The sequence below is a fragment of the Candidatus Margulisiibacteriota bacterium genome (assembly GCA_041650855.1).
Lineage (GTDB): Bacteria > Margulisbacteria > WOR-1 > O2-12-FULL-45-9 > XYB2-FULL-48-7 > JALOPZ01.
This window is the reverse complement of sequence record JBAZKJ010000002.1, coordinates 551441-566060: the sequence shown is the minus strand read 5'-3', so window position 1 is coordinate 566060 and position 14620 is coordinate 551441. Positions and strand designations below refer to the sequence as shown.

The 14620-nt window shown below is 58.9% G+C and carries 9 protein-coding genes; 8 read left to right on the top strand and 1 reads right to left on the bottom strand.

The annotated features are described in order from the left end of the window. The first annotated feature begins 14 nt into the window (after positions 1-14). The 6 genes from WC529_07540 to WC529_07515 are packed head-to-tail and all read left to right on the top strand — an operon-like array spanning position 15 to position 10119. A complete protein-coding gene (locus tag WC529_07540) occupies positions 15-4886 on the top strand; it encodes an Ig-like domain-containing protein (GenBank protein ID MFA5114129.1) in 4872 nt (1623 codons plus the stop codon). Next, on the top strand, positions 4879-6723 hold the full coding sequence (locus WC529_07535; protein MFA5114128.1) for an S-layer homology domain-containing protein: 1845 nt from the start codon (positions 4879-4881) through the stop codon (positions 6721-6723). Before WC529_07540 ends, WC529_07535 begins: the two co-directional genes overlap by 8 nt. Continuing rightward, entirely contained in the window at positions 6717-7514 is a 798-nt protein-coding gene (locus WC529_07530) for an NAD(P)H-hydrate dehydratase (GenBank protein ID MFA5114127.1), read from the top strand. Before WC529_07535 ends, WC529_07530 begins: the two co-directional genes overlap by 7 nt. Next, the gene (locus WC529_07525; protein ID MFA5114126.1) at positions 7492-8271 is read left to right on the top strand and encodes an ABC transporter permease; all 780 of its coding nucleotides are present in this window, start codon (positions 7492-7494) and stop codon (positions 8269-8271) included. The genes WC529_07530 and WC529_07525 overlap by 23 nt, the downstream gene beginning before the upstream one ends. Continuing rightward, positions 8268-8993 carry an ABC transporter ATP-binding protein gene (locus WC529_07520; protein ID MFA5114125.1) on the top strand — a complete coding sequence of 242 codons (726 nt, stop codon included), beginning with the start codon at positions 8268-8270 and terminating at the stop codon, positions 8991-8993. Before WC529_07525 ends, WC529_07520 begins: the two co-directional genes overlap by 4 nt. A gap of 4 nt (positions 8994-8997) precedes the next feature. Continuing rightward, positions 8998-10119, top strand: a complete 1122-nt coding sequence (locus tag WC529_07515; GenBank protein ID MFA5114124.1) for an MlaD family protein — start codon at positions 8998-9000, stop codon at positions 10117-10119. 3 nt (positions 10120-10122) lie between these two features. Here the strand turns inward: WC529_07515 and WC529_07510 are convergent, their stop codons facing one another. Beyond that, positions 10123-11328 carry a hypothetical protein gene (locus WC529_07510; GenBank protein ID MFA5114123.1) on the bottom strand — a complete coding sequence of 402 codons (1206 nt, stop codon included), beginning with the start codon at positions 11326-11328 and terminating at the stop codon, positions 10123-10125. Positions 11329-11395: 67 nt separating this feature from the next. Here WC529_07510 and WC529_07505 point away from each other — a divergent pair, with 67 nt between their 5' ends. Together WC529_07505 and WC529_07500 are read left to right on the top strand one after the other, a co-directional pair. Beyond that, entirely contained in the window at positions 11396-12736 is a 1341-nt protein-coding gene (locus WC529_07505; protein ID MFA5114122.1) for a hypothetical protein, read from the top strand. Between the two features lie 23 nt (positions 12737-12759). After that, positions 12760-14613: an S-layer homology domain-containing protein gene (locus WC529_07500; GenBank protein MFA5114121.1), complete on the top strand. Its 1854-nt coding sequence runs from the start codon at positions 12760-12762 to the stop codon at positions 14611-14613. Positions 14614-14620: the final 7 nt, after the last annotated feature.

The following is a 14620-nucleotide window of genomic DNA, read 5'->3' as shown; positions in this document are numbered from 1 at the left end:
TATAATTTCTCATCATGAGAGCGAGATTGCTCCTGGGTGCGTTGGCGCTTGTCCTGTTTTTTACCTCAAGTTCGCCGGCCGATACTTATACCGTAACCAATTGTAACGATTCCGGGGCCGGGTCCCTGCGCGAGGGGATAACCTCTTCCACTTCCGGCCGGATCATCGAGTTCAATATCCCGGCCACCGACCTTAGTTACGAAGCGATCCCCGGCGGTCACGCCTGGATCATTAAATTAATGACCTCGTTGGTGGTCAGCAACCCTAACATCTATATTAACGGCTCCACCCAGACCATTAACCAGGGCAATACCAATCCTTACGGGCCGGAGATCGTTATTTCCTCGGAGGTCAGCGAAGGCAGCCCCGGGATCGCGCTCTATTCTAACGGTAATACGATCGAAGGGATGGTCTTTAGTTACTACAAAGGCGGCTACACGATCGACTGCGGCACCGATTACAACACGATCCGCGGCTGTTATTTCGGCACCGACGCGACCGGCGAGGTTGACACCACGACCGCGATCGCCGGCATCTGGCTCCACGGCAACTACAACCTGGTCGGCGGCTACGCCACGGAAGCCAGGAACCTGATCTCCGGCAATAACAGCTGCGGGATTCAATGTACCGGGAGTATCGGCAACCTGATCAAGGGGAATTATCTCGGCGTTAACCGGACCGGCAGCCGCGCCGTAGCAAGCGCTGTCGGTGCGGCTGTCAACCTCTACGGCGACGGCGTGAATTGCTTCAGCAACATTATCGGCGGGGCGACGGAAGCCGAACGGAACCTGATCTCCGGCAATAACGTCGGCGTCCAGATCATGGGCACGACCGCGCTCAGCAACGAGGTCAAGGGGAACTACATCGGGACCGACGCCGACGGGATCACGGCTATCGCCAATTACTACGCCGGGGTATATATTACTAATGCGAACCTGAACCTGATCGGCGGGAGCGCCGAAGGGGAGCGGAACGTCATATCGGGTAACGGCACCTCGAATTATTACGGCCTCTGGATCATGGGAACCGCTCAACACAACCGCGTCTTTGGCAATTACATCGGCACCACCAAGAACGGGACATACGCTCTGGCCAACTATAACGGGATCAGGGTGGAAGGGCCTTACAACCAGATCGGCGGCGGAAATGCCGGCGAGGGTAACCTGATCTCCGGCAACACCCGGTACGGCCTTTATTTATACGGCGGAACCAGCAACGAGGTCAAGGGGAACTATATCGGCACCAATTGTCTGGGAGACAGCCCCATCCCCAACAATTATCATGGGGTTTACGTCAACAATTCCAGTTACAACACGATCGGCGGCACGACCGAAGGCGAGCGGAACATCATCTCCGGCAACGGCTCCGGCTCAAATTATTTCGGCATATGCGCTTCCGGCACGTCACAGAACAACAGGCTGATCGGTAATTATATCGGCACAGACAAGACCGGCACGGATTATCTTAGTAATTATAACGGCATCAAGCTGGAAGCGCCTTACAACCGGATCGGCGGGAGCGGCAGCGGCGAGGGGAACGTGATCTCCGGCAATGCCTATTACGCGATCCAGGTCATGAACACGTCGAGCGCGGAGATCCGGGGGAACCGGATCGGCACGAACCAGGCCGGGACCGGCCGCCTGCAAAATATGATCGGCATATACGCCTATAATTCCTACGGCTGTATGATCGGCGGAACGCAGGAGGGCGCCGGGAACTTGATCAGCTGTAACAATATCAATGTTTATCTCAATTATTCGCTTATCGGCAACACGGTCCAAGGGAACCTGATCGGGACCGACGCCGACGGGACCAGCATCCTGCCCGGGTATTCCGGTTCATATTATACGGACTACGGTGTCTATCTTGCCGATTCGAGCTACCAACTGATCGGCGGCGCCACGCTGGAAGCGCGCAACGTGATCGCCGGCCAGAATTACGGCATAAACGTTAGCAGCCCGAGTTATCCCGCGTCCGGCACCGCGTATAACCGGATCCTGGGCAATTATGTCGGCGTGGACAAGACCTCCAACAGCGCTTTGCCGAACATGTACGGTGTTTATCTGGGCGGAATGTACAACGATATCGGCGGCGGCGCGACGGGCGAGGGGAACGTGATCTCCGGCAATTTTAATTCCGGCGTGGAGCTGCACGGTGACTATCTTTCGGTCAAAGGGAACCACATCGGGACCAACGCTTCCGGTTACGGGATGATCCCCAATAATTCCTATGGTGTCGGTAACTACGGCGGTGTGATGATCTTTCCGACGACCGCCAATTTCAATACGATCGGCGGCACGGCCGAAGGCGAGCGGAACATCATCTCCGGCAACGGCGGCTACGGCGTCGTGCTGGGCTACGATTCCTACAGCTATACCACGGCGCTGAACTCTAACACGATCCAGGGAAATTATATCGGCCTGAACAAGAACGGATCAGGCGCGCTGCCGAATTCCGTGGGCGGCATCTTGATGTCCTGCTATAACGCGGGTGGCGCGTCCAATAGCGGCAATCAGGTCTTGAACAACCTGATCTCCGGCAATACCGGTTTCGGCCTGGTCGTCGGTTACAACATCGATAATACGCAGATCAATAATAACCGGTTCGGGGTGACCGCGGCCGGCGGCGCGCTCGGCAACAGCAACGGCATCATGGTCTCTCAGCCTTTTTATACGACCTACATCAGCGGCAATGAGATCGCCAATTGCACCGGCGACGCGATCCAGCATACGACCAGCGGTCCCATTTCGGGCGCCAATAATACGATAGTTAACAACGGCGGTTACGGCCTGCTGATCACCGGTGCCGGCCCTGTCGTTATGACGGACGGCACCATTGAAGCGAACGCGTCGATCTATGGCGACCGGGAGACTAAATACGCGATCTATAATAACAACAGCGGCACAATGCATTATTTTAACCGGACCGATTGGGGCGAACCGACCGGGCCGTACGATCCGGAAGATAACCGGGCGAGCGGCCGTTATTTTAATCCGGTCGGGCAGGGGCAAAAAGTCTCCGATTACATAGTTTACGACGATTTTATCGGTTGGGGAACGGTCACGCCCGCAGCGCCGACCGGCCTGGTCGGCACCGCCGAATCGGCCAACACGGTCCGCTGGAGCTGGACCGGCAACACGACCTGGGAATCCGTTTACCAGGTGGTCAGCGCCGAGACCGGCGCGGTGGTGGCCGAAGCGCCGCACGGCGTCGCCTCGACGGTCGAAGCGGGGATGACCGGCAGCAGTACTTATAACCGTTTTGTCCGGGCCTGGAAGATCGACGCCAGCTCCGAGTCCGGCGTGGCTAGTGCGACTACGCCGACCCAGGAGGGGCCAACCGTTACGGTAACCAATCCCGTTGCCGGTGGAAAATACAAGACCGAAAACATTCCCGCCACCCCCATCGTCTTTGCGATGGGAGGGCCGAACGGCGTCCAGGCGAACAGCGCCTCGATCTATTACTCGCTTAACGGCGGGACGGATTACATCCTGATCGATACCAGCGTACCGACGAATGAACCGTATTATATCAATACCGTTCCGACCTTTGAATCGGCGAACATGAGGATTAAAGTTACCGGTCTCGATGGTTACGGCCAGCTTGGCACCGGCGAAAGCGGCGCCTTCCTGCTTGACGCCCGTCCACCGACCGCTGAGGTGATCGCGCCCAACGGCGGCGAGCGGGTGGGGGCGACCTATCCGATCAGGTGGAGCGCGTCCGACACGGTCGGCCTGGCAGCCGCGCCGATCACTATCCAATTCTCCAGTGACGGCGGGGGCAGCTGGTCGACGGTAGCATCCGGCCTGACCAATACCGGGACCTACGAGTGGACCGTGCCGTCCCTGGCCACGACCAGCGGCCGGATCAGGGTCAGCGCGGTCGACCAGGTCACCCGGGAAGCGACGGCGATCAGCGCCGCTGATTTTACGATCGACGTTGTACGGCCGACGGTGACGGCGATCGTCCCGGCCGGTAGTGCGACCAATGTCCCGACTACCGCCGAAGTGATCGTCACCTTCTCCAAAGAGATGAGCCGGGAGGCGGCCCAGAACGCTTTTACCCTGACGGCGGTCGCCACGGCGGCGGGCGCTTTCAGCTGGAGCAGCGACGGCCAGACGATGACCTTTACGCCGGCGGCGATCCTGGCGCGGAGCGGCAATTATACCGTGACGATCGGCCCGGGCGCCGTCGACCTGATCGGCAACAGCTTGACGGCGTTCAGTTCGACCTTCACCACCGTCGCCGGCAAGCTGGCCGCTTCGCTCAAGGCCAATAACGCCGATCTCCGGAACGGCGATTACGTTATGAAACGGCCGACGTTCAAAGCCAATATTACCGACGACGTTTCGCTCGAAGCGAGTTCGCTGAAGATGCACCTCGACGGCGCGCTGGTCAATCCTTATATCGTTGCCAACTCCGACCGGGATTACACTCTGATCTTCCAGCCGGCGGGGGAACTGGAGGACGAAACGGTCATGGCCCACAGCATCAGCGTGGAGGCGAACGACATAGAGGGCGGTTCGCTGAACAAGCTCGTAACCGGCCTGAAAGTGGTCGCCGCGGGCAGTTCTACGGCCCTGGTCGGCGCGGTTTCGGTCTACCCGACAACTTACTCGATCGCCCGCGACGTGACCACGACGGTCGCGTATAACCTGAACCAGGACGCCGACGTCAATCTCGTCATCTTTGGCCCGGCCGGCGAACCGGTCTGGAACCGGCGGTACGCGACCGGGACCAACGGCGGGATGGCCGGCTATAACGCCATCGCGTTCAACGGTCTTTCCGATACTTCCGGCCTGGCGCTGGGGAACGGGATCTACGTTTTCCGGATCATGGCCGGCGGCAAGGTGATCGGTAAGGGGCATATCGTTATATATGATTAAAAAACTGCCGGTTTCTTTACTCCTGCTGGTCACGGTCGCTTCGCTGGCGTTCGGCTTGACCAAAGTCGCCAACGACCCGACCCGGATCGGGGTCGGCGCCCGGATCCTCGGCATGGGCAAAAGCTACATCGGCATGGCCGACGACCTGGAAGGGATCTTTACCAATCCGGCCGCGCTTGCCCAGATCAACCGGCCGCAGGCGACCAGCATGTCGGGCAAATTCCTTAATGAATATAATTATCTTAACCTGGGGACAGCCGTGCCGACCAAATACGGCACGTTCGGCTTCGGTTACGTCGGCAGTAATGTCGGCTTTACCGCGGTCGCCGCGACGATCGAGGCGGTGGACGGCATCCGGATCATCCCGACCGGCGGCGCCGGTTCGAATTACGAATACAACAACCGGGTGTTCCTCCTTTCCTGGGGCGCGACCTTTTACGAACTGCCGGTCGGCGGCACGCTCAAGTTCTTCGGCGTCGACATGACCGGGCAGGGGATCACGAACGGGAGCGCCGCCGGCAACGATCTTGACCTGGGGATCAACTACCGGCCGCTGCAATTTACCAAGTTCGGCCTCGTCCTGCAGAACATCCTGCCGGCCGGTATGGGGGGCAAGATCACCTGGAAGAGCGGACTGGAAGAGAGTTTGCCTCATGTCGTCAAACTGGGGGCCAACGTCAACCTGCTCGGCGAACAGGGGATCTGGGTCCGCGGCAAACACGAGGTCCGCTTAAATTTTGACGGAGATTTCACGCCGACCAGGCCGAATATCCCGGCGCTTTATCACACCGGGATCGAGTGGTCGCCGATCGACCTGCTCGACCTGCGCGCCGGCATCGACCAGGAAACGGTGGGGACCGGCACCTCCGGCGCGCTGGAGGCCTCCAATAACCTGACCTTCGGCCTGGGCCTTTACTTCAACGATTTCCGTTTCGATTACGCGTTCCACCAATACAGCCAAACGGGCGACAATGATACCCATTATTTTTCCATCTCTTACGGCGTCGGCAAGAAGGACCGGACGCCCAAAGGGGCGCTGTTCGCCCTGCAGCCGGCCGATAAAACGGTCATCCGCGGCCAGCGGGTCGATTTCCAGGGGAAAGTCTTAAAGAGCGAGGTCGCCCATCTGACCATCAGCGGCTTCGAAGCGCCGCTCAAACAGCAGCAGGTCGACGTTGCGCTTCCCCTTAAACCCGGCAAAAACACGATCGAGATCACGGCGTATAGCGATAAATGGGCACCGCTCGGTTCCGACCAGGTCCGGTTGTTAAGCCTCAAGAGTTTTACCGACGTGACACCCGATTACTGGGCGCAGGCGCCGATCGAGAACCTGGCGACGCTCGGCATCATTGCCGGATACCCGAACGGCACTTTTTTGCCCGAAGCGGGCGTTACCCGGGCTGAGCTTTGCGCCCTGCTGATGCGGATCAAGGGGATCGAGATCAAGCCGGGCTGGCAGCAAGGGTTCATGGACGTACCGGCGACCCACTGGGCAGCGCAACACATTATCGAAGCGGTCAAAGAGAACCTGGTCAAAGGCTATCCGGACAGCACTTTCCGGCCGAACAGTAAAGTGACCAGGGCCGAAGGGCTCTCGATCCTGGCCCGGTTCGACCGTTTGACCAAACCGCGGCTTTCCGTCCTGCCGTTCAGCGACATTAACGGCCGCTCCTGGGCTTATAACGAGATCGCCGCGGCCAAAGAGGCGGGCTGGCTGACCTTCCTCAGCGGTAAGAATTTTGAACCGAACCGCGCGATGACCCGCGCCGAGGTGGCCGAGGTCCTGGCCAGGACCTCGCAAATGGCCGCCCAGATCCGCACCCTTAACACATGGTAAAGCGTCTCCCCAAACGAAAACCGGATAGCCATAAAGGCGATTACGGCAAGGTCCTGGTCGTTGCCGGTTCGCGCGGGATGCTCGGCGCCGGCGTTCTAGCGGCGCGCGCCGCTTTGCGGACCGGTTCCGGGCTTGTTTACTGGGCCGTACCCGACGACCTTGTCAACTTTGCCAACACCATTACGCCCGAAGTCATTGTTGTTTCCCTTAATGAGTTGGCTAAGGTCCAGCCGGATTCGGTCGCGATTGGCCCCGGCATCGATCCACAGCAAGATATTAATAAATTAATTCATCAATTATTGACTTTAAATTCTAAATTAATAATTGACGCGACCGCTTTGCCAGCGTTAACCAAGAGCCCGGATTTGCTCAAGCCGTTCGCCAGCCAGGCTGTTATTACGCCGCATCCGGGCGAGATGGCCAAATTGCTTGGTCTGACGGTCGAGGCCGTTCAAGCGAACCGCCAAGGCATCGCCCTGCAGGCGGCGGTGAAGTTCGGCGCGGTCGTTGTCCTCAAGGGTAATCGGACCGTTATCGCCGAGCCGGCCGGGAAGTTCGCGATCAATAAAAACGGTAATCCGGGGATGGCGACCGCCGGCGCCGGCGATGTCCTGACCGGGATGATCGCCAGTCTGGCCGGGCAGGGCTTTTCCGCCTGGGACGCAGCCGTGACCGGCGTTTATTGGCACGGTTTAGCCGGCGACCAGGCCGCCAGGCTCTGCGGGGAGCAATCGCTTACCGCTTCTGATATCATAGCTAACATCCACCATGGTCTACAAAAGAGTCGCTGAAAACGTCGGGGATAAAACGATCCTCCTTTTTGAGGGGCTGGGCCGGGTCGTGATGCTTGCCCAAGAGACGATCCGGGGGATCCTGGCCGGGAAAACCCGACTTAAGCTGACGCTGGAGCAAATGGTCAAGATCGGCTACGAGTCGGTCCCGCTGGCGCTGGTCGCTTCCGGTTTTGTCGGCATGGTCTTTGCCATGCAGATCGCCACCGAGTTCGTCCGCTTCGGCGCCGGCAAGTTCGTCGGCGGGGTCATGGCGATCGCCATGGCGCGCGAGCTGGGACCGGCGCTGGTCGGCATCGTCATTGCGGCGCGGGTTTCCGCGGCCATTGCCGCCGAGCTCGGCACCATGCAAGTGACCGAGCAGATCGACGCGCTCAAGGCGCTCGGCAGCAACCCGGTCCGCTACCTCGTCATCCCGCGCTTTATCGCCAGCGCCCTGATGCTGCCTCTCCTGACGGTCGGCGCGATCGTCACCGGTTTTGTCGGCGGTTATTTTGTCGCTGTTCTGGTCGGCCACATCAATCCGGTGGAGTACCTGGAAACTGCCCGTTCGCTCCTCACGCTTTGGGATATTTTTGGCGGGCTGACCAAGACCTTTTTCTTCGGCATGGTGATCGCCGTCGTCGCCTGTTACAAGGGGTTGAACGCCGCCGGCGGCGCCAAGGGAGTGGGGGAAGCGACCACTTCGTCGGTCGTCACTTCGCTGATCAGCCTGTTCGTGCTCAACTATTTCCTTTCCATGGCGTTCTTTAAATGATCAAGCTAAACAAATTAAGTAAAAGTTTTTGCGACCATAAGGTGCTCGACGGGGTCGACCTGGAGATCCCCGACGGCCAGGCGCTGGCGGTGATCGGCCCGTCCGGCTGCGGCAAGAGCACCCTGCTCAAACTGCTGATCAGGCTGGAAGAACCGACCGGCGGCAGCGTTACCGTCAACGGCCGGGATATCGCCAAGCTCGACGAGGAGGGACTGATCGGCCTGCGGCAAAAGGTCGGCATGATCTTCCAGTACGGGGCGCTCTTCGATTCGCTCTCGGTCTACGAGAACGTGGCGTTCGCCCTGCGCGAACACGCCAAATTGCCCGAGCGGGAGATCGCCAGGGTCGTCAAGGAAAAACTGCGGCTGGTCGAAATGGAGGGGACGGAAAAGCTGATGCCGGAAGAGCTGTCCGGCGGGATGCAAAAAAGGGTCGGCATCGCCCGGGCGCTCGCTTTTAACCCGACGATCATCCTCTACGACGAGCCGACCACCGGGTTGGACCCCATCACCTCTGTTACGATCGAGAATTTGATGGTAAAATTGGCCCGTGAGCTGAAGGTTACCTCGGTGCTGGTCACGCACGTGATGCAAACGGTGCAGCGGGTCGCCAACCGGGTCGTCATGATGAACGAAGGTAAATTCATCGAGCTTGGTTCGCCCGCCGAGGCGGCCAGGTCGAACGAGCCGATCGTCAAACGTTTTATTACTGGAGGGGTCTAATAATATGGGTTTATCCACCGCGGCCAAGGTCGGGCTTGTCACCATCCTCGGTCTCAGTCTGCTGGCCGCCGTTGTCGCCTGGAAGACCGAGATCTTCATGATCGGCCAGGGGTACGAAGTGATCGCTTCGTTCGAGAACATCGAAGGGTTGACCATCGGCTCCGAGGTCCGCTTCCGCGGCTCCAAGATCGGCAAGGTGATGAAGATCGATCCGGGCCCGTACGACATTAAGATCTTCTCGGTCGTGGATAAAAGCATCAAGATCCCGGCCGATTCGGTCCTGCGGGTCTCTTACGACGGGATCGTCGGCGTGAAATATCTGGAGATCAAGCCGGGGACCTCCGAGGTGATGTACGTTAAAGGGGAGATTTTGCCCGGGACCCGCACTTCGGCGATCGTCGATTTCGTCGATATCGGTTCCAAGAACCTGGAAGAGACCAGGGCTATTCTGCAAGCCGTCCGCAAGATCATCGAGAACCCGGCGCTGCAGCATTCGTTCGTCAACGCGGTGGTAGTGGCCGACCGGACCGCGATCCAGCTGGAAGAGCTGACCAAGGAACTGCGGGCGACCAACAAGGGGATCCAGGATATCGTCGCCGATCCCAAGTTCCAGGCGAACGTCAAGGGGACGATCCACGAGACCGAGCGGACCCTCTCTTCCGCCAACGCCTTTTTCGCCAACATCGGCCGGGTCAACATGCGTGCTTCGGGCGGCGTTGATGTCGGCTCCACCGCGAACGCGGTCCGCGGCGACGTTGATATTATCCAGAGCGACCAGACCTATTACCGGCTCGGTTTCGGCGAAGGTCCGAGCCGGACGCCGGCGCTGCTCGACTTTTTGCTGACCAATAAATCGAACGATCGTTTTGGTTTCCGGCTCGGCGTGATCAACAGCCAGCTGGGCGGCGGGTTGGTCCTGTATCCGAACGCCAAGGGTAACATTCTGGCCGATATATACGATATCAACAACCCGCGGCCGAACAATCCGAAAGTCAGGCTGGGGTACGAACACGAAATGCAGGATTACATGGACCTGCTGCTGCAGGGGGACGACCTGCTTAACGCCGGGAGCCGCAACTATATGTTCGGCGTCCGCGTCAAGCCGCAGGGGCAGAGGCTGTTCTAGTCCTTATTTGTGTTTCAGGACCCAGCCGTTGCTGCCGCAGACGATCGAGCCGGTAAATGACGGCGCCCCCGGGATAAATACCCCTTCAAACGTCGCCGGAAAGCCGGTTAAACTGCGGGCCCAATTCACGCCGTTATCCGTGCTTTTGTAAATAACGCCTTGACTGGAGACCAGCAAGGCGGCATTTGTATCAAATAGCGCTTTATGAAAGTTTTCCGAGCCGCCCGGGCCCAAGTTGATCCAGCTCGAGCCGTCGTAATATTTGACATAACCGTTGTTCCCGGCCGCAACCATCGTATAAGGGTCCTGCAACTGAATGCCGTGGACAAAGCTGCCGGCTTCCGTGGAATCAAGGTAAGTTGCGCCTTGGTCCCCGCTCCAGAGGATCTTGCCGCCGGCGGTTACGACTTCCCAAGTTAAGTTGCTGGCCGCGTTAAAATCGACCAAGGCTTCGGTGGTATTGATGACCCGGAAATAATAAGCCCAGGCGGTAACCGTCGGATCGGTGCTTTGGAAGATTGAACCATCTTGATTGATTATGCCCAGGGTATTTCCCGGCATGCTAAAGCAGGCGATCAACGGTTCGGAGGTCGGATTATTGGTAAAGGCAGTTACCCAATTCGTGCCGCCATCGGTTGATTGTAAAATGACCGAGCTGTTCTTTCCGACAATAAACATGCCGGCATCGATGGAAGTCGCGGCGGTCAGGTGAGCGGTGCCGACTTTTTGCGCCGTCCAGTCGGTCGGTTCACCCGAGCTATTTTTCGTCAAATTGCCGGTCAGAACGAAAGAAACAGAGGCTGGATCGAATGTCCAGCCGGCCTGCCAGAATGTCATGCTCCAGAACCCGGCCGGGACCGAGCCGAAGGAGAAGTTCCCGGCTGGATCGGTCGTCGTGGTGCCAACGCCTTCGATCGTGACCAGCACGCCGGCGATCCCGTACCCCATGATATTGGCCGTTCCGTTGACCGTGTACGTCGCGACCGGGCCGGTAGTGGTCGTTGTTGTGGAAGTGGTAGGCGTGCCGGTAGTCGTTGGTCCGGTGCCGGTCGTCGTGGTCGTACCGGCGGCCGTGGTGGTCGTTGCGGCCGTTGTTGAGGTGGTAGCGGGCGTGGTGGTCGTGGTCGCGCGCTCGAGCGGGGCGCTCGAAGTGCAGCCGCTTAAGCCGACCAGCAAGACGAGGATAGCTAACGGAACAAAATATTTCATTTTTTCCCTCCGACGGCAATTGTAACATTGACTATTATAGTGTGCAATGATATTATTGCCTGCGAATATGAAGAAAACCGGCTTATTTCTAATGCTGGTTTCCGCGGTTGTCTTACTGACCACTGCCTCTTTTGCTGCGGTTAAACCGTTTCAGATCATCGATTCGGTCTCCCCATCGTCCATTATGACCGGTGAGAGCCATGAGCGGATCACGATCACCGGCCGCGATCTGCAACATGTCACGACCGTGGAGTTCACCCCGGCCGCGGGCCTGACGATCGACCCGGGGACGCTGACCGTCGTCTCCGACAGCCAGATAACTTTTGACCTGACCTGCGACGTTACGGCCGAGGCCGTCGCCCGCAACATCCGCGTTATCAAGAATGACGGCTCCAGCTACGAAGTGTTCGCCGGCCTGATGGTCGTCAACCTGGCGGTCACGCCGCCGGCGATCAGCGGCATGTCGCCGTCCGGCGCGAACGCCGGGGAAACAGTTTTTGCCACGATCGAAGGGGCCTTGTTCGATCCGGCGGCGGTAGTTTCCAACCTCAGCTCCAGCATCACCATTACTTCTTATGAAGTGGTCACTTCCGGCCGGATCACGGTCGGTTTTTCCGTCAGCTCGGCTGCTTCCGGCGGGGTGGCGCCTTTTGTCGTGACCAATCCCGATTCCGGTTATGCGACCTATAATTTCGCGGTCACCAACACCGATCCCGCTTTCGCGGTCGTCGGCGTTTTTCCGCCGATGCCCAGTTTCCCGCGGGACGCGAATAACGATATCACGGTCAGCAATTTCGCCCTCTACGTCACCGGCGTCAGCCAGGACGCCACCGTCAGCTTTTCCGACCCGAACGTCAAGTCCTCCCAAACCGTCGTTTCGCCGGAGGCGCTGATCCCGGGCACGACCCAGCGGGGGGTCATCTTCCTCGGCACGCTGACCATCGGCAAGGCGGCCACCGGCAGTTCGGTCCAGATCACGGTCAACAATCCGGACGGTACGACCGCCAGCACGAGTATTAACTTGATCGATAAGAACAGCTTTGCCGATTATATCGGCCTGATCCTGGCCGGGCCCAGCTTTTATACGCCGGAAGACGAGATCAAGGTCAACGCGATCATGAATAAATTGCCTTCCAGCCTCCAGTTCGTCATGGTCGGGCCGAGCTTCTCCCAAAAGACCGATTTTACCGTCCCGACCGGGGGAGGAACGGTCTTTGCCGCCGGCTCAGGCCCGGGCAAGGTCCGCTCGCTGACCGTTCACCCCCTGGCCGGCGAACAAGCGCGAATAACCATTAAGGTGCCGGCCCGCGATGACCTGGGTAAAGAACAGCTCGGCATGCTGATCGGCGCGATCAGGATTCCGGAAAACAACGAAATGAAAAAGCTGAGGATCGTTATCGCCAGATGAGAAAGGCCTTATTAGCCATAATAATGGTAGGCGCGCTGGTCGCGGGGATGGCGGCGGCCCAATTCCAGGCCGTCGACCCGTCGGATCGCTGCCTCAACGCCCGGGTGATCGGCCTCGGCCGGACTTTCGTCGGCCTGGCGGATGACGCTTCGGCGCTCTACATTAATCCGGCCGGGTTAGCCCGGACCAGGGATTGGCAGCTCGACACTTTATCCGGCAAGTTCCTGGAGGATTACAGCTACCTGTCGCTGGCCGGAGTTTATCCGACCCAGTACGGTAATTTTGCCCTGGGGCTCGGCGGCTATTCGATCGGCGGCGCTTATGCCACCAAGATGGTCGAAGGTTCCGACCCGAACGATCCGATCTACGAGATCGACATGTCCCAGCCGCAGATCAGCAACAGCAATTACGTTTATTCGCTCGCTTACGCGACCGGCCTGGAGCGCCTTTACAACAAGTTAGCCTGGGCGGACAAGGTCTCGCTCGGCGCCAATCTTAAGCTTTTTAACGTCGGACTGTCGGGCGACTCGATCAGCAACGGCAACGCGACCGGCACTCAGCTGGACCTGGGTTTGCTGGTAACGCCGCATAAAGCTTTGACGCTCGGCGCCGCCTTCCAGAACGTTCTGCCCGGGTCTCTGGGCGGTACGCTGAACTATGCCAGCGGCCACAAGGAAGGATTCCCTCATAACGTGAAGGTCGGCGGGGCGCTAAAATTGCTCGGCCAGCAAAATGCGCTTTATAAAACGGGCCAGGAAGTGATGCTGCTGGCCGACATGGATTACCAGATCCAGGTAGCCAAGACCTTGCCGCTCTACCACTTGGGCGTGGAATGGTCGCCGATCACGATGATCGCCATCCGTGCCGGGATCGACCAGGCGATCGAAGGGGACGGGACCGGCGCCAATATCCAAACGGTCAACAACCTGGCGGGCGGCGTCGGGGTCAAATACGGCGGTTTCCGCTTCGATTACGGTTACCACTCTTTTGTCACGCTGCCCGGCGTCTCCAATTCGTTCTTCTCGCTCAGCTATTCGCCGGTCAAATTGGTGGAGGAAACCGGCGAACGGCTTACCGTCCAGTCCGACAAGCTGATGACCTACGACGAGAAGTTGGCGGTCACCGGCGCGATCAAGGACCCGCGCATCCGGAGCCTGCTGGTCAGCGGCCGGCTCGCGAAGTTCGACCTGAAAGGGAACTTTAACCAGCCGATCGACCTGACCATCGGCAAAAATGCCCTCGTAGTGGAAGGGAAAGACGCGGCCGGCAAGCTGATCGACCAGAAAAAGGTCCGTGTCCTCCGGCTCCAGCCGTTCCCCGACGTCCCTGAAGGCTACTGGACGAGAGAAAAGATCTCCTTGTTGGCCATGCAGGGGGTACTGACCGGTTATCCCAACGGCACCTTCAAGCCCGAAGGGAATATTACCCGGGCGGAAATGGCTACATTATTAATGAAGTCGCGGGGCGCGAGCCTTGAATCGGCGGCCAATGCCGGCTTTAAGGACGTTCCCGTCAAGCATTGGGCGGCCAGATTCATCGCTCAGGCGGCGGAGCAGGGGATCGTCAAGGGTTACCCGGGCAACCTCTTTAAGCCGAACGGGAATATTACCCGGGCGGAAGGACTGGCGATGATCGCGCGGTTCGCCGGGATCTCGGAAGAGACCTACTCCAACATTTTCCCCGATCTGCCGGCGACCCACTGGTCGGCCGGCCTGGTGGAAGGCGCTTTCCGGGTCAACATCCTCGATTATCTCCAAGGGAAGAACTTGGAACCGAACAAGCTCCTCTCCCGCGCCGAAACGGTCGAGATGCTCTATCAAACGGATTACATGCAGTGGGTCTTGAAGAAGGATCTGCTGAATTGGGACTCCTACTAAGCTTCGT